The organism is Terrilactibacillus tamarindi (assembly GCF_009718825.1).
Lineage (GTDB): Bacteria > Bacillota > Bacilli > Bacillales > Sporolactobacillaceae > Terrilactibacillus > Terrilactibacillus tamarindi.
Genome location: NZ_WNHB01000006.1, coordinates 112,579 through 132,988 on the forward strand (window position 1 = coordinate 112,579; position 20,410 = coordinate 132,988).

General features: G+C 34.4%; 23 protein-coding genes. 2 read left to right on the plus strand and 21 right to left on the minus strand.

What is annotated here, in order from left to right:
• Positions 1-281: 281 nt before the first annotated feature.
• The 20 genes from GMB86_RS05390 to GMB86_RS05480 form a co-directional block, all read right to left on the minus strand.
• The gene (locus GMB86_RS05390; RefSeq protein ID WP_169187617.1) at positions 282-608 is read right to left on the minus strand and encodes a hypothetical protein; all 327 of its coding nucleotides are present in this window, start codon (positions 606-608) and stop codon (positions 282-284) included.
• A gap of 98 nt (positions 609-706) precedes the next feature.
• The gene (locus tag GMB86_RS05395) at positions 707-898 is read right to left on the minus strand and encodes a hypothetical protein (RefSeq protein WP_036178230.1); all 192 of its coding nucleotides are present in this window, start codon (positions 896-898) and stop codon (positions 707-709) included.
• Positions 895-1,341 (minus strand): hypothetical protein, encoded by a 447-nt coding sequence (locus tag GMB86_RS05400; RefSeq protein WP_062686384.1) that lies wholly within the window; start codon positions 1,339-1,341, stop codon positions 895-897. Before GMB86_RS05400 ends, GMB86_RS05395 begins: the two co-directional genes overlap by 4 nt.
• 36 nt (positions 1,342-1,377) lie before the next feature.
• Positions 1,378-1,590, minus strand: coding sequence for a hypothetical protein (locus GMB86_RS05405; RefSeq protein WP_036178223.1), 213 nt, complete (start codon positions 1,588-1,590; stop codon positions 1,378-1,380).
• Between the two features lie 131 nt (positions 1,591-1,721).
• Positions 1,722-1,844 (minus strand): hypothetical protein, encoded by a 123-nt coding sequence (locus GMB86_RS15940; protein ID WP_255475359.1) that lies wholly within the window; start codon positions 1,842-1,844, stop codon positions 1,722-1,724.
• 210 nt (positions 1,845-2,054) lie between these two features.
• Entirely contained in the window at positions 2,055-3,929 is a 1,875-nt protein-coding gene (locus GMB86_RS05410) for a TnsD family Tn7-like transposition protein (RefSeq protein WP_062686386.1), read from the minus strand.
• 5 nt (positions 3,930-3,934) lie between these two features.
• Entirely contained in the window at positions 3,935-5,599 is a 1,665-nt protein-coding gene (locus GMB86_RS05415) for an ATP-binding protein (RefSeq protein WP_101552512.1), read from the minus strand.
• Complete coding sequence (locus tag GMB86_RS05420) at positions 5,583-7,763, minus strand: Mu transposase C-terminal domain-containing protein (protein WP_197414230.1); 2,181 nt, start codon at positions 7,761-7,763, stop codon at positions 5,583-5,585. The genes GMB86_RS05415 and GMB86_RS05420 overlap by 17 nt, the downstream gene beginning before the upstream one ends.
• Positions 7,753-8,598: a heteromeric transposase endonuclease subunit TnsA gene (locus GMB86_RS05425; RefSeq protein ID WP_036178215.1), complete on the minus strand. Its 846-nt coding sequence runs from the start codon at positions 8,596-8,598 to the stop codon at positions 7,753-7,755. Before GMB86_RS05425 ends, GMB86_RS05420 begins: the two co-directional genes overlap by 11 nt.
• Positions 8,588-9,397, minus strand: coding sequence for a recombinase family protein (locus GMB86_RS05430; RefSeq protein WP_155217554.1), 810 nt, complete (start codon positions 9,395-9,397; stop codon positions 8,588-8,590). The genes GMB86_RS05425 and GMB86_RS05430 overlap by 11 nt, the downstream gene beginning before the upstream one ends.
• Before the next feature lie 589 nt (positions 9,398-9,986).
• Entirely contained in the window at positions 9,987-10,259 is a 273-nt protein-coding gene (locus GMB86_RS05435) for a hypothetical protein (protein WP_155217556.1), read from the minus strand.
• 101 nt (positions 10,260-10,360) lie between these two features.
• Positions 10,361-10,543 carry a hypothetical protein gene (locus GMB86_RS05440; protein WP_052807041.1) on the minus strand — a complete coding sequence of 61 codons (183 nt, stop codon included), beginning with the start codon at positions 10,541-10,543 and terminating at the stop codon, positions 10,361-10,363.
• Positions 10,544-10,582: 39 nt separating this feature from the next.
• Entirely contained in the window at positions 10,583-11,125 is a 543-nt protein-coding gene (locus GMB86_RS05445; RefSeq protein WP_155217560.1) for a hypothetical protein, read from the minus strand.
• Positions 11,125-11,559, minus strand: a complete 435-nt coding sequence (locus tag GMB86_RS05450) for a hypothetical protein (protein WP_155217561.1) — start codon at positions 11,557-11,559, stop codon at positions 11,125-11,127. Before GMB86_RS05450 ends, GMB86_RS05445 begins: the two co-directional genes overlap by 1 nt.
• A gap of 147 nt (positions 11,560-11,706) precedes the next feature.
• On the minus strand, positions 11,707-11,895 hold the full coding sequence (locus tag GMB86_RS05455; RefSeq protein WP_196220130.1) for a DUF2442 domain-containing protein: 189 nt from the start codon (positions 11,893-11,895) through the stop codon (positions 11,707-11,709).
• Between the two features lie 51 nt (positions 11,896-11,946).
• Positions 11,947-12,774 (minus strand): hypothetical protein, encoded by an 828-nt coding sequence (locus tag GMB86_RS05460; RefSeq protein ID WP_155217565.1) that lies wholly within the window; start codon positions 12,772-12,774, stop codon positions 11,947-11,949.
• Positions 12,775-13,322: 548 nt separating this feature from the next.
• Positions 13,323-13,712, minus strand: a complete 390-nt coding sequence (locus GMB86_RS05465) for a four helix bundle protein (protein WP_155217568.1) — start codon at positions 13,710-13,712, stop codon at positions 13,323-13,325.
• A gap of 23 nt (positions 13,713-13,735) precedes the next feature.
• Positions 13,736-13,933, minus strand: coding sequence for a hypothetical protein (locus GMB86_RS05470; protein ID WP_155217570.1), 198 nt, complete (start codon positions 13,931-13,933; stop codon positions 13,736-13,738).
• A gap of 916 nt (positions 13,934-14,849) precedes the next feature.
• Positions 14,850-16,109 (minus strand): hypothetical protein, encoded by a 1,260-nt coding sequence (locus tag GMB86_RS05475; protein ID WP_155217572.1) that lies wholly within the window; start codon positions 16,107-16,109, stop codon positions 14,850-14,852.
• Positions 16,109-16,306, minus strand: a complete 198-nt coding sequence (locus GMB86_RS05480) for a hypothetical protein (protein ID WP_155217574.1) — start codon at positions 16,304-16,306, stop codon at positions 16,109-16,111. Before GMB86_RS05480 ends, GMB86_RS05475 begins: the two co-directional genes overlap by 1 nt.
• Before the next feature lie 232 nt (positions 16,307-16,538).
• Between GMB86_RS05480 and GMB86_RS05485 the strand changes: the two genes are divergently transcribed.
• A complete protein-coding gene (locus tag GMB86_RS05485; RefSeq protein WP_155217576.1) occupies positions 16,539-18,074 on the plus strand; it encodes an Eco57I restriction-modification methylase domain-containing protein in 1,536 nt (511 codons plus the stop codon).
• 16 nt (positions 18,075-18,090) lie between these two features.
• Positions 18,091-19,029, plus strand: a complete 939-nt coding sequence (locus GMB86_RS05490; protein WP_155217578.1) for a BsuBI/PstI family type II restriction endonuclease — start codon at positions 18,091-18,093, stop codon at positions 19,027-19,029.
• 669 nt (positions 19,030-19,698) lie between these two features.
• Here GMB86_RS05490 and GMB86_RS05495 read toward each other — a convergent pair.
• Positions 19,699-20,406, minus strand: coding sequence for a hypothetical protein (locus GMB86_RS05495; RefSeq protein ID WP_155217580.1), 708 nt, complete (start codon positions 20,404-20,406; stop codon positions 19,699-19,701).
• Positions 20,407-20,410: the final 4 nt, after the last annotated feature.

The following is a 20,410-nucleotide window of genomic DNA, read 5'->3' on the forward strand; positions in this document are numbered from 1 at the left end:
AAAGAGTTACCTTAGCAACTTTACTCAATTTGGTAAAATAAATACTTCTCCCTATTTTTATGTCAAAAAGGGAATTTTTGCCTTCCTGCATTAATACACACAGTAATGAAAACAACCACCTTTAAGCTCCGCAAAAAAGGTGGTTGTTTCGTAAAGCAAAAAGGGTGCTCGTTCTCATAAAAATATCCTTTCGATGCACGAAAACCCAAAGCTCCGCTATCATATTTTACCAAAACTCTAAACAAACAGAAAGTAAATGCAGGAAAGTTGTGTAAATTAAATCATTCTTTCAAATCTTGTTGAAGCAAACACAATAATTCTTCTTTTGATTCCTGTGGAAGAATACTGATAAATTCTCTGATGCCCATATTGAATAAGCACAACATCAACATTTTTTGTCTTTCATTGTTAAAAGGGAGGAAAACTCCTTGAAAGAATTCTAACTTGTTTAATGTAGGAGTATATTCTTCGTAAATCTTATAATTAATAAGCTGAGCTTCTATCTTTGGGATTAACATAAGGTCATAACTACCTCCTCCAGGTTTTAGTACAATAAGGACATTTCCATGCAAAGATAGAATCCCAATTGGAAACGCCAATTTTCTCACTTACGTATCGAAGTTTGTATTTCTTTTGCTCTTGTTCCGAAAGAATTCTTATCAAATTCTTGCCACAATACGGACAATATTCTTTTGGTATTTCTTGCTCATTCTTCATTTTGTTCTTTTCCCCACTCAACTTGTTTACAAATATTTTTCCTTACCAGTAGATGGGCATCTAAACACGCACTGGAAAAATCAGATTGGCTATATACCTCTTGTGACCAGAAATTCTCATCATCTCTATCTTTATTATTGGAAACAACATGCAAATTCTCTAACATTTGATAGTAATTCACTCTTCCCCCTCCTCTTTAACGTCTAAATCTTGTTCAGTTAGCATCTTTCGCAATGTCTTCCTTGTATCATCGGAGATGAGTTCTAAAAATCGCTTTAATCCTGTGGCATGTAAACCGAGCAAAAGCATATTTTCAGCCCCATCCAGTTTTCCCTTCTTTAGAAACATGTCTTTTGGTAAGCACAATGAAATCACATTGTCCTCAAGAAAAGCTGGTTCTTCTGTTATCTCTAATTGTTTTGCGAACTGCCACTTTTTATGGTCTTCTCTAAATTGCTCTATTTTGTAAATAGGCACTCCAAACCTTTCAGATATTGGTTCATCATCATAATCAGTGGTCTCCAGATAAATTCTTGCCATTTCTTCCGCTATCTCTTGCCTTGCTTCCTTTTTCATATCCTCCAGAAGTTCTGCTCTAAACTTTTCCATCCAATCTTGTTCCATTAAGACTTCCCTCCTTTATTTGCGATTCTTATTTCATCATCTCTCCAATAGATATTCTGAAATCTCGTTTAGTGTTGCAAAATACTCCTCTTCCCTTTCCACCTCATATCCATAATTCTGCAATTTAACAGGCGGTGTTTGTAACCATTCTCGAATATCATTATCCAATTCTAATTCAGCATTAAATGATAACACCTCCATCAATTCGGTAATATCAATTTCCTTTTCCTGCTTAAATCCCTTATTCATTCTTATATCCTCCTTGTTCCTATTCATCATCGTTCTTTAAGTTGTAATCTGACCTGTTTATAACATCCACGAAACTCATTTCATTCACAAATTAGTCATCTCCTTTTGATTACAGTCTTTAATAAAGCTAACTACATAAGAAAGAAAACTTTCACATAGTAGCCAATGACTAAAGAAACAGCAATAGTAAGTGCGTCTCCAATTAATTCAATAGAAAGATTTTGTAAAGACCCTTTCAACTTTTCCAACAACATTCTCTCTCCTCCTTTCGATACCGTTTGGAAACAAACACAATTAAAAACGCCCAGTCCTATGACTGAGCGTTAATTTATGCAATATGGACTTTTGCGATTAATATAAAAAGTCGCCATTTTGTTTCCTCATTTCAAATAATTATTATTTTCTATAAATTTATGATACCTACAGCTCTTCCCAATATCAAGCCAAACCTTGCTAAACTAATCTTATGAAATAATGCTACTTATCCTTTCAAACTCCACTTCTAATTCCTCTATCCATTCACCCCGAATACCAGCTACCCTCGCTACTCTCCACCATTGCACATCATATCCTTCTCGTTGGCATTCTTTAATCGCCCATTTGATTCTGCGAATTTGAAAATCTCTTACCGATTCAATATGTTGTAGCAAGTATTCATTGGTTTGAGGCAACTTGAATAGATGCTTTTCCAGCAAGGATAATTTGCCTACTTTCTTCCCAACTCTGCTTATCGTTACTCTTTCAGGCTTATTAGGGGAATTAAGTATTTCTTCTACAATTTCCTTTACGGACTCATGAGTTTCCACATCTCTTTTATCCCAATCCACCCGATTATTTACCATAGTAATTTGCTTCTTTTTTGGAGAGTTTGAATTTAACCACTCCCTATCATTGCGATATAGCCAAGTATAAAGACCACTATTAACCTTCCGCAGTTCCGTTTTACTCTTTTCGGGATATCGCTTCTGCAAATCCAGCCATTCATTACGAAAACTATCCTTGTTAATAAGATTGTCTTTTCTTTTATAACCGAGTTCCACTTCGGTTTCTCCTAAATTCTGACCATATTTCTTTACCGTATTTACATCTACCTTTAATCTTCTTGCGATTTCTCTCATACTTAAATTCATTTGAAAAAGTTCTTTTAGCTTTGATTTCCATACTTCTCCAAACTCTTTTACTCTTCCAACCTTGTACCTATCATCTTCACTACTATCGGGTCCCTTTCGTGCGTAAACAAACCCACAGGAACAGCTAAATGTCCCAACTGGCCGCTTGATTTTACTGTCATACCGTATAGACACTTCAGTAATTACTGGCTGTAAATAATGGTCTGCTCCCGCATTTAAACATGGAAAAGGACTTTTGCCAAAAGGTAAATACTCATTTTCCTCATTCCATAAGTCTTCCAACATAATTCCTAAAAATTGAATCATCAGCAGATGTCTAATTGGATGAACAGTTTTACGTGGTTTTCTAACCATCATACTTAACCAGCAACTTTCATTATTAGTAACGGATGATTGGACTATCGTTAATAAATTCTCCCCATAAAACTCAAGAAACTGCTCTCGAAGTTCTTTTTGCTTTACACTTCCATTTATATTTGCTAATCCCATCAACTTTAACCTCTCTATATATTGAGAGAAAAACCATTCAGGTGGCTTATTGGAATAACGATTGTTTAATAGTTTATCCACATTATCTACAACTTGAATATAATTGGGGATAAATTCAGATTCTATAGCATCTTCTATATTCTTTGAGGTTGTATGTTCTTCGGTTAAATTGCAATTGTCTACAGTTGCTGGAACAAACTCATTTTTGTTAAAGTGATGTACTAATACTTTGCTGTTGTACAGTAAGGTCTTATGCTTTGAACAAATAATAATCCCAGGAATTTGGTGACTTCTCACCCAATACACTTCTCCATATTTCTTTAATGACTCTGTCGCACACTCTTTGCACATCCTAATATATCTATTCTCTGCAATTGTACTTGCCATAACACCTATTCGATTATGGATGCTTCCACCGCTGTTACCCTTCATAGATTGCAAGATGCTTTTGGCACGTTCTGGCGGAAGAAAGGCACTATAAAATGGATATAAAGTGTTCTCCATTATCAAATTTTCCACAGTATATGCACTTCCAATCGGTAAATTGCTTATCAAGCTATCTATGTTGGCTGGTAAATCGACAACAGTAGTGACAGAACGAGAGCCAAATAACTCTTCAATGGTTGCCTTGGGGCTGATGTTCCCACTTCTTATATGGAAACGTGCTAATGTACTATATAACAACTCATTCGGATACGGTGTTGGAAAAAAACCAACCATTATTCTCACCCCACACTGAAGAAATCATTTTCTATCACTTTAATAATTCCTTTTTCTTTAAGTGCTTCATGGGCAGATAGACCATTTGCTTTTCCTTCCGAAACAATCAATCTTAAATCTTGCTTGTTTTGCAACTCCATTTTCTTTGGTAATTTAGTCGGTATAGGGCTACTTTCTTCTATATTTATAGACAGCTTAAACGCCTCTTTTACAATCCCCTTTATATCAAATTCTTGTCCTTGCTTTTCAATCACAGTATCAATACACTTTTTTGCCTTGCCTGGTTCAACATCCAACTCAATTAACTTTAAGATAGACTGTTCCCTCACGTTTTCCTTCCAATTTTTCTCCTGCTTTTTCTTCGCTTTTTGAATTTCTTTTATTTTATTGTTCATAGAAACAGTAGAAAATTCCTGATTAATAAACCCTTCTACATCTATAGGTGCGATATCTTCGTATCTCGAAATAGCTTTAATGTCGCCACTTCTTATAGCATTAATCATCGGCTGAATTAGTTGCAAATTCTCTCTTGCCACTTTTCTTATTAATGCAGGAGTTATTTGTTCCTTACCACTGGAAATTGCCTTTACTTGAGCCATGACAAAAAGTTTAATCGCAATATCTGTTATTCCGCCAGATTCATCATATAAAATATCTTTAAACTCTTGTGTAAGAGCAGTTGGCTTTCTCACCCACTGATAATCCCACATTCCTTCGAGAATTAAATCCCAATTAAAATCCTTTTTCATGCGTTCTATCACCATATCCCCCTGACCACTGCCTCTTCGTGCTTGGCGGAGGTCGCCTCTTAAATAAGGAAGTGCCTTTGGTGTTCCTATCAAAAGAATAGGAGTTCCCATATTAGATAAGTAATGAAAGAAGTTCATCATTTTTTCTGCTCCACCAGATTTGGCAACGCTCAGCGACTGCACCTCGTCTATTACCAGTAGTCCAACCCCATGAACCCTAAGCATTTGAGATAAAGCAGGTTGCATGGAGGCTATGGGCATTCTTGCTGAACCAAACCGCTTATAATAGCTTGTACCCAATAAACTATCCAAGCTCCTATATGCATCAATACAAACACCTTTAATATTTCCATCGAATGAACAATCTAATTTAAGCCAGACCAACTGATACATATTAAAATCATTATTCTTATAGCGAGAATGAACAATAAGTTGTGGTAGAGCTGATAGTACCACATTTATCATTCGGCTTTTACCGATTCCTGATGGTCCCAAAATCGTCATTGCAGAAGACGTGCTTTTTAAATTGCCATTGTACATATCTATGTTTGCGTTTAGAATCGACTTGTAGTTTTCGTGCAATCCTTGAGCGAATTCTGGTTTAAAAGGATTTTTATGAACATAACCCATACGAATCATCCTGGAGACCCTTGACTCCAAATCAAGCGTTTGAAAAATTGGCTGGTAATATTGGAATAATCGCTGGACAAGGTGCAGTCTTATATGACTATCCAAGTTACGTTCATTTTCATTAAAAGGTGGATAATAGGCTAATTTATCAACTACCTCCTCCTTTGAAAGAATGGGAGGAAGAGCTTCGATAAAAGGATTGTTTCTGTATTCCATCACTTCCTGGTCTCTATATTTTGCCATTACAGCTTCTCCACCGTTTGGAATTATTACTTTATTCTGTTTTTCCATACGTTCTCTCCTTCTGCTTCTTTCTTAATAGGGCCATTTCATTTTCAAACTCTTCTGGTCCCTCTTCAGGTTCTTGATTATTCATTCTATTAAATGAAAGAACTTCTCCCTTTTCGTTCGTCACTTTCTTATCAAGTTCAAATGCCTCATTTTCTTTGTTAATCATCTTTTCTATTTGCCTATTTTTACGAATTCCCTTTAGTTTTTGTGTCTTGCTCTCAGTTTCATCCTGCTGTTCCCTCGTCATTTTCTCTGCTTCTTGAACGATATTTTCTATCTCTGAAATTAAATCAATTTTGGATTGTAACTGTTCATCCTCTTTTTGCTTTTTCAGTAACTTTTCATATTCCTGTAAGTATTCAAACTCTTCAATACTCTTGTTTATGTGAACTTCTTGGTAATCCAGAAGGTGGCATTTCTCAAATTCTTTTCCGTCTTCCTTCTTTATATATATGAAGTTTAAATTTCTTGGGTCATAGGATATATGAATCTTTTCTCCACTACCACTTATACGAACACGTTCAAAACTACCTTCTCTAATAAGATTTGAAGAAGTGTAAAATAACCCTTTGAATTTAATTCCTTTACCAGTTATATAAGCATTTGCAGTTGGCATCAGACACAATTTCACAGTATCTTCTGAAACAGAACGCAATAAACCAGCACGATTTTTCATTCCCCAATTCCATAACTTTATTGGAATAGGCTCTATATCATCGCTAATCATCATTTCTTCACGATTATAATTAGAAAGCCAACTTTGGTTATATTCGAGAATCGAATAAATCATAACTTGGGTAAATTGGAACAAATCGAGAACGCTATCAAGACGATAATCTCGGCTTCCTCTCTTACGGAAATCTGTTTTCACAGTTCCAGGTAAAAATGGTTGTACGGATTTCTCATTAATAATTTGAAATTTTCTTTCTACAAAAGGTTTCATATCGGCTCTATAGGGACTTGTGTTCTGTACTTTAACATGTAAGGAACTAACAAGTGTCTCAACCATCTTACCCTGCAACTCTCGGTCAGCTATCAAAGTATCGCAAAGATGGCGGGATGGCCATTGCTCCTCTATAATCTCAATATCGTACTCTTTGCAAAAATCCACTTTATTACTTGCCGAATTAGCAAGAGCACTCATAGCCCCATTCCAAGAAGGTCCTTCTAAGCCCACATATAGTCCTGTAATCATCATGGAAAACTTGTCCACACAGAGGTAGATGACGGGCCTTCCGATTATCCAATTTCTGTTATATCTGGAGACTAAGTAAACATCAGCAATGGTGGCATCAATTTCGTAATAACCTGGTCCATAAGCCTCTACTGTAGAGTTACCCAATAATGCTCTATGATTTTGCAAATACTCTTTCGACCCCTGCCTTGAGTATATTTCCTTCTTCAAGTTTCGCTCCTTATAAAAGAAGTATTTAAACTGTCCAAAGGTTGGAACTTCACTGGATGGTTTTAATATTGGCTTCCTAATGCCTCCATCTATCCTGTAACCATCTGCATAAAATTCCTTCCTCATTAACTGGTATGCAGTGTTTAAGGAGTTACCAGACTTTGTATAGTAAAATTTATTAAGTGCTATCCTAAATATCCGTTTCGTTTCTTCATTGACATTTACACCTTCACCCACAATATCTTTATATTTTTTTGGTCTCCCCCTTTTTTTACCTGTTGCTTGTTTTTCCTGAGACCTCCCTATATTCTTGTAATCTGGCAAAAGGGCATTCATGTGTTTTCCCCTTTGCCAATATCGCCTTAAATACTTGTAGACTGTTTTATTACTTACTCCAAATTTTCCACTTGCCTTTTTAACAAGTTCTGCACGTTTCTTTGCATTAAAAACTTCTGGTTCATTTTCTTTCTCCGCAATGGCTTTTATTATCTCCCATGCTTTATTCCGAATCTCCTTCTCTTTTTCATTAATCTCATTATCATTTCTAAAAATTTGGAAAGGGTCATCTTTAATAACGGTTGCACCTTTAATCTCAATATCATTAACAATGTCTTCTACATTTTTATATATTGGAGTGCTCTTGTTAGCATAAATATCAATCAAAACTGCAACTGTATAATCACTGCTAATCCACAATATTCTTTCAACGGTATCCTTTAACGAATCTCCCGTATAACCGATTAACGTATTAACGGTCAATAGCAATTTTTATTTCACCCTGCCTTTCTTGCGGAACTATCTCTAAAACTTCTGCCGATTGGTTTAATTCAATCTTCTTATTCATATCTATTTTTATCTGTTTTGTTGTTAATAAATGTTTAAATAACAACAACCCTGAACCAGCTTCAAGATTTAGTTGAGAATCAACTGAACTTGTTATCTCCCGAACTGGTCTTTTATTTTTATAGAGTGATTCCAAAAGAATTCCTGAAATATACGAAATATCACCTTTAGTAAAATCCGTTGTTTCCTCTAAAAACCTCGCTGGATGTATCCACTCGATGTTTTTCGCCTTAACTATTGGAAGCTCCTTTTGGGTTAATAACGCCCAATCAATACCTTTTTTCCAAAAATAACGTCTTATTAACTCGAAGCGTTCAATCACTGCCTTTCTTTCCAATTCATGACTTGCTTTAACACTCCTTGCAACATCATAGGTATTTCCGTCATTTCCCCTAACTGTAATTAGAAAGGTCGTGGTTAAAATGTAGGGAAATCCCGATTGTTTATCCTTAAATTTCCTTATATCTATATCTTCTTGCTCCCCAACTACTTCTTCAAAATCGTATAAAGGCACATGCTCTTTCACTTGTAAAATTGAATCGTCAAACTCAGTTAGGTAGAAGAATCGTGTTTCTATATCCGACAGTAGGTGGACAATCCGATTACATCGCCAAGTTCTTAAACGACTGCTTCTGCCAACCGAGCCGAAGTCCTGCACTCGAATAAATCCTTTATAGGATTCAAATTCTCCCTGTCCTCTACCTTCCTTTATATACCTTTGTAATTTTTCCTCGTTCCACTCACTTCTCATTTCTTACACCAGCTTTTCTGTTTCTATTAATTAGAGCTTGTACTTTCCCAAATACGACCTTATTTATCAACGGTTTATGATTCCCCTCGATAATCAAATCACTGTGTCTTAAAACACCTTTATAAAAATCATTCTTTAGTATCCCAACCAAGGCCTGTTTGCTAAATCTGTTCCCCCTACTGCTTCTTACCCCAGAGTTGTCTAAATACTTTTTAAGTTTCCCAAGACTGCGTAACTCCAAATACTTTTTGAAAATCAATTCGATAATGGCCGCTGTTTCTTCATCAACAATAATCATTGCTTTATCATTCCACTTATAGCCAAGAGGAGCATTCCCACATGCTTTATCGCCCATTTTAATTTTTGTTCTACGGCCTTTGTTGAGCTTCATAGCGATACTCATTCTCTCATATTGGTCGAGCAATTCCATCATCCCATTAACCAAAAAGTCATTTGGATTTTTCGTGTAAATTCCGCTGTAATTAGGCTGTTCAATGCTGATAACGTCAGCCGAATGCTTCTGAAATTCTCTGTGAACTAAAACTTTGACTGTATCACTTCTCCAAAGTCGGGAGGTGTTTAATACTACAACTTTCTTTACTTCACCAAAAGAACTAATTAAATCATTTAATCCGTCTCTGTTTGCAATCGTTCCAGAGATTCCCTCATCTCGAAATACTTCAATTAAGTCGTATCCATTCTTTTGGCAAAAGTCTATAATTGCTGATTCCTGCGTTTTTAACCCATACCCATCCATTTGAGTTTTTGTACTAACCCTTATATATCCAAAAACATCCAACTTGTTCTTCCCCCACTTATATGTAGTCAATTATTATTCATAATGTCTGACTTAAAAACTGAAAAAATATTGGACTATCAATGTCCAGTTGCTCTTTAAGTCGTATGTTAATGAATTGGTCAATTTATTAGTTAGTTGCATAGCCCTTTTCGGTATCACCCCCTTGAATATAGTCATTGGGTATAAAAAATAGCCAGTAGTCAATCCAAATGGTTTTTTTTGGAAAGGCTACTGGCTATTCTAATTTTTTTATAAAAGTCGAAAGGGCTGAATCTTATCCCCCGCCCTTAGATGTTTTTCTTTTGTCATCATCTTATCTCAAGGGGTAACAAAACTCAAGCATAATTTGATTGAAAAATTCCAACATACAAATCCATAAGAAACCAAATCCCTTTATTCCGAGTTTCTTCTATTTATATATGTTATATTTTATAAATCTGGATTCATTTATACAGGACCCTTGTTCTTTAAACTGACCCTCACCTTCCTAAGTCATCATACCTCAATAAATATGAAAGTAAATCTATTCAAATAACAGGCAAAAAGAAAAGAACTGCAATAATTAACTCGCAGTTCTTCTAAGACTGTCCTAACCCAAGTTCTTCTTAATTCTTATTCCAATCCTTTTACTTAGTTTTATATTGATAATCAGACCTCCAATACACATCACACCAATCACACCAGAAAACAGACCCATCAAAAATGTCATTTCTTTTGTAATATAATCGCTAATATTTATTACCATAATAAGAATGATAAGGGCAAATATTGTTCTCCGATGGCTTTTCAATATTCTCATGCTCTTTTTATCATCTTCAAGATTACTATTTATTCGATGGACTGACCGTAACATATTTAGCACTTTCTCTGCCTCCTTTTTTGTCGTTGTATTTTATTATAGATTTAGCGAAGATATCTATAATCTAAAATAATGGAAACTGAAGGAGAATTACTAAGCCCTGATTAATCATCTTCTAATAGGGGATTTTTCTTATAAACTACAAATTGCTTTATCTCCTCTTCCGTTAAGTCTTCTACATCGACATTTTTCGATTTACAATACTCCAGCAATGCCCGAACTTTGACTTTGTAATGTGATGGAACAGCATAGACACCATCATCAATATCAAAATCATCATCAAACATTATAAACACCACCATTTACCCAGATATATTCTCAACACCTCAATCAATAAAACATTTAAAAGCTCCAGCAATTTTCCATTTCATACTTGACTCTCTTATGTTATTTTCAATATATTTCAAGAATGCACCATATCCCTCCATATATATTTTGCCCTCAATAAAGAACACCAACATCGAGAATTCCACTCTTAACGAATCCCATGCTGACACCTTTACTTCGTCAGTAATAATATTGGATTGAAAACAAGGAAATCTCCCCTCTTCTGCCAGTTCAACTAACTCTTTTAATGATGATAATTCAGCAATCACTACCGAAGCCGATTCAAAACAATCTGTGTCCCATTGCTCTTGAGGATACATCGAATATTGATATTGCATAAATTCCTGCAATTGTTCTAAGGCTACCGTTTCTTTAATCTCAAAAATGACTTCTTCATGAGTTTCATTTATTTCGTACAAGGTAATATCCAAGTGTTTATTTAACTCATCTATCAATCCTTCTAATGTAACCTCTAACTTATCCAATCTTTTTTTATCAACTTCCAATCTATAACAAATTCCCATTTGCAGATATTGCCCCATTATTCTCCCTCTCCTTTACCTCTATCCTTACTTCCTTCTCCCTGTTCCTTTATATATTCAATCAACAACTTTTTCAGGTCCATTGATAAAATCTTAGAACTGCTTATTATTTCTTTGGGAGGTGTGTCTTCGATATCTCTCTTTGCATGTTTCAATCTATATTGATACATTCTCTTCATGGCATCGAGGTCAAAAAAACCATCTCCTTCTATGTAACTATCAAATTCATCTTTCTCATATTCAGCAAAGTCCACTTGTTGTACCAGAATTTTTGCTTGAGTAAAACTAAGTTGAAAATGTTCAATAATTTTCGGAAATGGTAAATCGCTCATGAAACTAACCGCTAATCGCCTTCTCTCTTCATCATTTGCTCCAGCAACAATAATTTTTATTGCTTGAAATAAGCCATTTTCATGCCCTTCCCAGTAGCCCATTTTATATTCTTCAGTATCTCGTAAACCCTTTTCCGCTTCATATCTTTCAACACTATCAATCGTTCCTTCTGCTCCATGCCCTATAACTTTGCCTAAGTAGGTACTGGATTGAAATAAAATTTCATTGTCAAAGTCTACACCATTTTTTCAAGCGACCGTACCAGAATTTTCATCAATAAATGCTGTTCGGAACATATCTATTTCATCACGAATCTCTGCTAACTTCCCCATATTATCATTTTGTAAGAATTGCTTGATATCTAAGAGCCGATACTCTCCATTATCAAATGCCAAAATTATTTTAAATGTGCCAGTAAATATCGATTTTACTCTCATACCTTTTTCTCTCCTTTCCATCCAAATAAACTAAACTTGTTTTTATCCATTTCATCTAATAGAGCCAGTGATTTTTTGTATTCCACTAAAATAGTGGTTTCTGACATAATCCTCAAAGTTGCCATTATTCACATACTCGGTTAGATTACTACATGTTTCCTCTAATTGTAGATGACTATTTTCCTTAAAATCATCCATATCTAATACAATTTTATCTCCAGGTAACTTAGTAAAATGCTCTATGAAAAAATCATCGATAGTTTCCAAATAAACATTACTAAAATCAGTGGTTCTGGAAAATTGCTCAACAAAAATTAATTTATTTTTAATGAAAGAACATATATCCTCCAATGTTTCCTTATTAATTTCTTGGGAATCTGTAAATAATGGTATATCTATGTAGATGAGCGGAATTTTGTTTTTTAAGCAAAATTCCCATTTTAAAAAATCAGATGTCTTCATTTTGAATATCAGATTATCTTGCTCTTCAATGAAGTGATTTTTTTCATTAACCTCAATTGCACAATTTTGCATAAGTGATTCAGGGTTCTTTTCAAAGAAGCTAATTCCTCTAAATCCTGAGAAGTCAAACCTTAGAAAATCATTTCTACCTTTTCCACTTCTTAGCTCATGATGTTTAAACTGTGGGACAAAGTGCCAGTCAAATCTTATTTGATTTAAACCTCCGATTATATTACCCACGATATATTCCCATCGTTTACGATTATTACAACCAGTACAATCACAGTTTTTTACCAACACTAACCCTGAATATTTACAAATACTATAATTTCTATTGAGTGTTGTGTGGTTATATCTCCAGTTCCTATCCCTGACAGTATCATCAATCATATTCTTTATTTCTCGCAAACTATTCACCTGTTATTTCTCCTTTACTTCTTCATTTTCTTATTTGGCAATTGACAAAGAGTTTTCTTATGGTTAAAAGCACTTTTTCTATCCTTAATTCCTCTTAGTTCATTCCTTCCAAATTCTCTCGTAACTTGATTGGTGGTAATTATGGAAAACCACCCGTTTTGTTTCAGTTTTTCAGTGACATTTCAAAAGAGTTTCCACTTTCTACTTTTCAAGGAACGCAAAAAAGACCATATTTATTCATTGTAAGAACACATAGGTGGGAATATCCATAGGGGAAAAACCTTTCTGGATATAACCAAAGAACCTATATGAAATACAATAAATAAATACGGCCTCTTACCGTTGTCAGATAATAATACATTTAAAAATAAATGTATGAATTAGTTTCAAAATTTCTTTTAAAGCAACAAATTAATTTACGTTGCCTATGCTGATAATTTACACCCATATTTTTTATATGTCAATAACTTTTTTATCAGCTATTGTCTTACCAATTAATCTAATAAGAAACTTGCAGTCATCACTTTTAAGAAACTATAATACTATACCTATGCCGATTCACTTTGTAGCTTTTTCATCATCGTTATCAGCATTTTCATTATCTCTTCTATAAGTTTATTAATTCTCTCGTATTCTTGCATACTGAGAAAATTATTCTGAAGAGAGACATCCAGCCAATATATTGTCTCATTTAAGCTACCCAAACTAATACTATAGAAGCTAAATTCCCTATTTTTGTACATTTGGCTATTCCCTTCAGTAATATTTGCCCCAATACTGGTACAACTGCGTTTAATTTGCGACACTATATTATATCTTTCATCGGCTGGAAAATTCTTTACAAGCTGATATATCATTTTGTTTAACTCCATACATTTTTCAAGCACCTTTAATTTCTTGGGATTTTTATATCTGATTTCATCCATTTTATTTGTCACTATTATCTTCCTCCTTTTGTTTTTTAAGCTGTTCTGTATAAGTTTTCAAGATTTCTAACATCATCCGTTACATTCAGGTGAAACTGCTCTCTTACAGCGATAATGGTGCTGTAACTAATTTCCGCTAACTTAAATCGGATTTCTTCCAGTTCCACAACGCTATTGTCTTCAAAACACAATTCTAAAAAGGCTTCCTTTAACTCCTTTACTTTCTCCTGCATTTGCTCCAGCTCTTCTATCTCCAGTGGTTGTAATGAATGGAGAAATAGCGTTCTTTCCAGTTGGTCGATGGCTATTTTAATTTGTTCTATAGTCCATCAGCTCCTTTCATTAAAATGATAAATCCCAATTATTATTACTGCTATTATTCTTTTTCTGATAAGTTAATTATAAGAAATATACAAGGCGAAAACGATAGTATAAGTGTTCTATATGGTCTGACCCTCATAAAAATATGTTTTAATTACTATTTTGTTGGAATGAATTCCGCTATTTGTTAATCAATTCATGCTACATATTGTTCTTTTGGTAACAAAAGAACTCCTTTAATCAAAATCATCTAACGTAGTTGCCAAAACCTTAAGAATCAAGAGATTATAACCAAAAACTGTAACTTATAAACCATCTTGACTGTTATCCAACAAGACACTGATAAATGTCTACATACGTGGATTAGTAGGAGCTACAAAAATATTTAAACAAACTAATAAAACTATCTGAGGGTTCAATGGTAATATATGTTTCTAAAGAGCTAATCCCCCTATGATAGTCTCTGTTGCCAATATAGCAGTTGAGGTAAAACTATTTTAGCTCTATGAAATAGAGCAGTTGGTCGATTTTTCCTATAAAATTGTTTTGATTAAAAGTTTTCTTTTGTCTTTTGCTTATACTAAATCATCATAGATTAAGTTAAAATAGACGAATAGTAGCCCTTAAAGGCGAAAAGAAGTCAAATGACATAGACATAAAATCTTTTGAATATCTTCTTGATATTTGTCTATAGTAAAATATGTAGTTCTTTTAGAACCTTTGAGATTTTCTTCAAAACGATAATAGCAGTTTTATTTATGCAGTCAGTTAAAAATTCCACCAAAAGTATAGTGATTCCCCTTTCCTCCAACACAAAAAACCTGCCAATCAATCAGCAGGTTCAACATCATAATACAGATGTTCAATTATGGATTTCTCTAATAATTGTTCACGAATAGACGTAGGATTTACATATACCTTTTTAGCAAATCCCTCACCAAAGCACTGTTCAATTTTCTTCTTGGAAATACGGAACATACTTGTAATACCATTTTCATTTAATCGCTTTACACGTTCTTCTGCTTCCGATAGAACTTGATGATTAAGAGCAGGAACAGTATAGAAATTGACCAATTTAAACTCGTTTCTCTTTCCTCTTATTGCTTGTGCAACACCCAAGAGGCTACTTGGTACATTTTCTTCCCGAATCTTCTTTATTAATCCTAATACTGCAAACATATTGACCGCTCGGCTACATATCGTTTGGTCTTTACCTACCATCTTTTCCATATGCGTGGTGGACTGAAAAAAGATACTTTCACCTTTAAAGCTGTGCTCCTTTTCCAAGATATGCTTAACTCCCCAATCGTTGAGATGCTCCAGCAAGGGCAAATAACTTTTGATGAAACCAAACAAATTCGGGAAATCTCTTTGTATCTCAATATCTGCACGTTTAATGATATCCATATTTTTTTCATACTTTTTCTCTCGCAAGATTTCCCACTGTCTCTCTGAATAAACGATACCTAAATCGGAAGCCAATCTTCTTCTGGCATTATTAATACTATATATCGAGCCAATTTCAGCTCCTTCACGTATTTCAATCAAGTCAAAGATATTCAATCCATGAACGGTATGCTTTACTGCATCTTTAGAGTAATACCTGTAAACACCTTTACCATCCTGCTTAATCCACGCTTGATTTCCTTCAATAAATACACATGCTCTTGTTTCATTGATATTCCATTTCTGAAATCCTTTAAAATATAAGCGAAAATCTATTGTTTGCATGTAATCCATAAATTCTCTGTGCTTGGAAATCCTTGCTGGAATACTTATAGGATGCTCTGTTATACTACTGGTAGTGGTTAAAATTTCATAATTTTTATTTTGTAAGAGTCCTTCTCGCAAAAGGACTTTTTCTTTTTTTCCAGGTTTTATATAGTGGGTTTGAGTCCCACTTTCTATCTTTTTATCTTCTTTTTGTTTTAACATGAAAACAGCATCTCTAATTTCTTTTCCAGTTGCACCTTCAGCTTCCATTTTACCTTTTAGCCTATCAATCCTTTGCTGTTTCCTAAACTGCTCTTTCTTTATCTTACTATCTACTATTCTTGGTTTTAATTTATTTGAATCTCCTTGTTTCATTACTTCTCACCATTTTTGGAGGCTTTCAATCTTGCAAACATAGCATTAAATTGTACAACTGTTTTATCAACATGTGCTACTCTTTCTTGGTGATTGTAGGCAGAAGCCATTTGCTCGATTCTCATTCGATTTATTTTATCTTTTTCACCGTTCTCCATATTGCTCAGGTTCTTTTCATTTTCAGTAAATGATTTCATATCAAAATTCCTCCTTCTTTGATTTATTGTTTCTATAATATAAATTTACCTACATATTTCATCATTGCCTATAGACGAATGGTTTTATAGTGTCTTACTAACTTATTACAATAATGATAGCATCACCATTCTCCTTTTTATGTATAATCAGGACACACATATTTTAATTACTGCGTGTTTTTCTTCTGTGTTAGAATAGATGATACATTATGATTTATTTTGAGGTGTAATTATGTTAGTTAATCAGATTTACGATACGACTATTGAATATGGAAAAAGAGTAGGAAAAAGCATCCGAAAAAAAATCGGGCAATTCTTTACTCCACCTTCCATTGCAAATTATATGGCAAGTTTAATGGAATGCAATCAATCAACTATCCGAATTTTAGATACAGGGGCAGGAACAGGAATTCTAACAGCAGGATTATGTGAAAGGTTTTTGGAACATGACACCATTACACACGTACACATCGACTTATACGAAAACGATGAAAATGTACTTTCTCTCCTAAGAGAGAATATGGAATTGGTTCGTACTACATTGGAACAAAACGGAAAGATAGTCTCCTATACCGTCTTTGAAGAGAATTTTATTCTAAGTCATGACGACTTTTGGAATGATAGGGAAGAGAAGTCAAAGGGCGAACTATACGATGTAATTATTAGCAATCCCCCTTATAAGAAAATTGCCAAATCTGAACCTGAATCAGTTGTAATGGATAGTGTCGTTCATGGGCAACCGAATATTTATTTTCTATTCATGGCAATGGCCGCAAAATTGTTGAAGCCAAACGGAGAATTGATTTTTATTACTCCACGTAGTTTTACAAGCGGTCTTTATTTTCGTAAATTTAGAGAGTATTTTTTGAATACTGTTCGATTGACCAACATTCACCTTTTTCATTCACGATTAGATGTGTTTGACGGAGACAAGGTACTCCAAGAAGCGATTATATTAAGAGCAGTTAAAACCACACAAGCAACTGATAGTATTCTTATTTCAGCCAGTCAAGATATGTACACTGGAGAGAGCTTTGTCCATGAAGTGCCTTATGGCACTGTTGTAGATATGAGTTCAGAAAACTTATTTATGTTAATTCCTTCATCAGTAGAAGAAGTAGAATTGCTTACGATAGTGAACTCATGGGATTATAACTTGATTGAGTTGGGGTATAAATTAAAAACTGGTCCTGTTGTAGATTTTCGAGCCTTAGACCTGATAAAAGAAGAGTCAGAAGAAAATACCGTTCCTCTTCTATGGGCGAATCACTTTGAAAATAACAGAATTACTTTCCCTGTTTCTGTATCCAAGAATCCACAATATATAGTCGATACAGAAGATAGTAAAAGTGTCTTATTACCAAGCAGAAATTATTTATTGGTCAAGCGATTTACAAGCAAAGAAGAGCGAAGAAGGGTTCAATGTTCCCTCTATTTCGCAGATGAATTTATAAATGAGAAAGTCGGAGTAGAAAACCATTTGAACTATATCACGAAGCTAAAAGGAGAAATAACAAAAGAGGAAATGTACGGATTATTTGTTCTATTTAATAGTTCCTACATTGATATTTACTATAGAATCTTGAATGGCAGTACACAGGTCAACGCTACGGAATTCAATGCGATTCCCCTCCCTTCCTTAGACGATATAATAAGAATGGGTAAAAGGTTATTAGAAACAAACTCTATTACAACAGAAACTTGTGATACGATTATTGAAGAGATGTTTATAGTCCAAAACTCAAAGCAAGAACGAAATGTAGGATAAAAAGGGAGTTTTAGAAATGGGAAAGCTGGAAGATGCAAAAGACATATTAAAACAATTAGGTATGCCAAAACAGCAATATAACGATAGAAGTGGCTATGTATTATTAGCATTGGCAGGAGTAAAAGAAGAGGATAGTTGGGTTGATGCTTCAATTAATTCCTTACGAATTGTAGATATGATGAACTTCATGGCTCAACATTATGATAAAGTGTACAAGCCTAATAGCCGAGAAACAATCAGAAAAGAATCTATCCATCAGTTTGTAGACGGTGCGATTGCTGTTTCCAATGATGACGATGACGAAAGGGCTACTAATAGCCCGAAGTATTCCTATCGTTTAGCCGATGAAACCTTAGAAGTGATTCAAGCATACGGTACAGAAGAGTGGGAAGAAAAGTTAGGGGAATGGTTAGAGAACCACGAAACCCTTGTTGAACAATATACACAGGTTCGGGAAATGGCGATGATTCCTGTTGTTGCAAATGGTCAAGAGCTTCATTTCAGCCCAGGGAAACATAACCAGCTTCAAAAAGCCATTATCGAAGAGTTTGCACCACGCTTTGCCCCAGGTGCAGAAGTCTTATATGTAGGAGATACAAAGAAGAAAGACCTGATTAAAAATCGAGAGAAATTGCAATCATTGGGGGTTCTCATTACAGACCACGATAAGCTACCTGATGTGGTTCTATACGTAGAAGAGAAGAATTGGCTGTATTTTGTTGAAGCTGTCACTTCTGTAGGACCCATTTCAATGAAGAGAATCAATGAAATCCAAGCTATGTTAAATGATTGTGATTGCGGAATTGTTTATGTTACAACATTCTTAGATATGTCAGCTAAAAATGGATTCAAGAAATTTATTGACCAAATTGCATGGGAAACAGAGATTTGGGTAGCAGATAATCCAGACCACATGATACATTTAAATGGAGATAGATTTTTCGGTCCTCGTTAGAAAAGAATTCGATAATTACAAGAAAAAATGCTATAAGATATTAGCAGAAGCTCCTTATGGGGCTTCTTTCATTTTGTTAAAGGAATTTAATCCGATTTTGTTGAGTTCTATCTGTAAAAAACAAAGCCAATCAATGTCCAAAAAAACAAGGAGAAAAGCCAATGTTGAAAGAATAAAAAGTAAACCACATGATGATAAACTGCCTCGAATAATACGAAAAGAGTATGTGCTTAGAACCAAATATACAAGAGGAGAAAATGAATAAGAGACAAGAAGCCCTTTAAAGAACTTCTGTACCGAGTCAATAAATTTCTAATTTATTATTAACTTGATATTTATTATGAGTTCTTACTTTCCTTTGCGGAATGAAGATACCGTTTTATCTTACTCATTCAATTGTGAAGCTCTTTCTATCTATAATATCCATATACTTCTTAATTAATGGAGCAAAATTGATATAAGCGATTTTTATTCGGAAGGAGATAAAGTGGTGCTGTTGGGTTTTATTGATTAAGAAACAAAAAAGGTGTAGTTATTATGATTATGCTATTCCCATTCAGAGAATAAGCTGATTCAAGGAGATTTATAAATTAGAAAGGCTTAAGGCTTCATCCGTCTCATTTTCAAAATTGAAATAGACAGCTAAAGCCCCAATACCTTCAATTTTGATTATTGAGCTTCTGAATCGGGCTGTTCCAGGTCATCAAAATCTATATTCAATGTTTCAACGTAATCGATGATGCTCCGAACACTCTTATAGACATTTGTTTCATGTAGTGGCGTGTCACTCATTGCCCAAGCAAGAAATAGTTGACCAAGAACCGTCAGAACTGGAAATAGAATCTTTTTCCAAGTGCTTACTTCTTCCTCATTTAAATTTCCACTTTGAACTTCGGCATCCGTTACATTAACGATAATATTGATTTTAAGGGCCCTATCGAAAAAGTATGGCCGCTTAATTTTCACTTGAATATCTTCCTCATTTAGTTCTTCTATTTCTTCTACGTCATCATCTGTATCATGAATATATTCACTTAGATTTTCCACAAAAGAACTATTGATTGCAGAAGATATATGGTTAAATAAGGGAGCAAATTGGTAAGCACTTGAAAAAGCTATTCCCTGATTACTTAAACGAGCTACCGCACTGGTCAATTCAGAAAAATCATGACGTGGAATGTTAATCGTGCCTAATTTTGACCACAATGGCTCTGTGTAAAAACTGCTTATTAGACTACTTTTAGATACTTCACTTGCTATTAGACCGCTTTTAACAACTTCATTTGCTAACATACTGCCCTTTGCTACTTCACTTGCCAGTGTACTTACCTTTCCAAAAGCACTCGCATGTTCCATATAACTTGCTACTACACTCATTCAC

Excerpts from the sequence above, each read along its gene's own strand:
- GMB86_RS05400 (WP_062686384.1), bottom strand. The coding sequence starts at position 1,341 with ATGGAACAAGATTGGATGGAAAAGTTTAGAGCAGAACTTCTGGAGGAT.
- GMB86_RS05405 (WP_036178223.1), bottom strand. The coding sequence starts at position 1,590 with ATGAATAAGGGATTTAAGCAGGAAAAGGAAATTGATATTACCGAATTG.
- GMB86_RS15940 (WP_255475359.1), bottom strand. The coding sequence starts at position 1,844 with ATGTTGTTGGAAAAGTTGAAAGGGTCTTTACAAAATCTTTCTATTGAA.
- GMB86_RS05410 (WP_062686386.1), bottom strand. The coding sequence starts at position 3,929 with ATGGTTGGTTTTTTTCCAACACCGTATCCGAATGAGTTGTTATATAGT.
- GMB86_RS05415 (WP_101552512.1), bottom strand. The coding sequence starts at position 5,599 with ATGGAAAAACAGAATAAAGTAATAATTCCAAACGGTGGAGAAGCTGTA.
- GMB86_RS05425 (WP_036178215.1), bottom strand. The coding sequence starts at position 8,598 with ATGAGAAGTGAGTGGAACGAGGAAAAATTACAAAGGTATATAAAGGAA.
- GMB86_RS05440 (WP_052807041.1), bottom strand. The coding sequence starts at position 10,543 with ATGTTTGATGATGATTTTGATATTGATGATGGTGTCTATGCTGTTCCA.
- GMB86_RS05445 (WP_155217560.1), bottom strand. The coding sequence starts at position 11,125 with ATGGGGCAATATCTGCAAATGGGAATTTGTTATAGATTGGAAGTTGAT.
- GMB86_RS05450 (WP_155217561.1), bottom strand. The coding sequence starts at position 11,559 with ATGGGCTACTGGGAAGGGCATGAAAATGGCTTATTTCAAGCAATAAAA.
- GMB86_RS05455 (WP_196220130.1), bottom strand. The coding sequence starts at position 11,895 with ATGAGAGTAAAATCGATATTTACTGGCACATTTAAAATAATTTTGGCA.
- GMB86_RS05470 (WP_155217570.1), bottom strand. The coding sequence starts at position 13,933 with ATGCAGGAGAAAGTAAAGGAGTTAAAGGAAGCCTTTTTAGAATTGTGT.
- GMB86_RS05475 (WP_155217572.1), bottom strand. The coding sequence starts at position 16,109 with ATGAAACAAGGAGATTCAAATAAATTAAAACCAAGAATAGTAGATAGT.
- GMB86_RS05480 (WP_155217574.1), bottom strand. The coding sequence starts at position 16,306 with ATGAAATCATTTACTGAAAATGAAAAGAACCTGAGCAATATGGAGAAC.
- GMB86_RS05485 (WP_155217576.1), top strand. The coding sequence starts at position 16,539 with ATGTTAGTTAATCAGATTTACGATACGACTATTGAATATGGAAAAAGA.
- GMB86_RS05490 (WP_155217578.1), top strand. The coding sequence starts at position 18,091 with ATGGGAAAGCTGGAAGATGCAAAAGACATATTAAAACAATTAGGTATG.
- GMB86_RS05495 (WP_155217580.1), bottom strand. The coding sequence starts at position 20,406 with ATGAGTGTAGTAGCAAGTTATATGGAACATGCGAGTGCTTTTGGAAAG.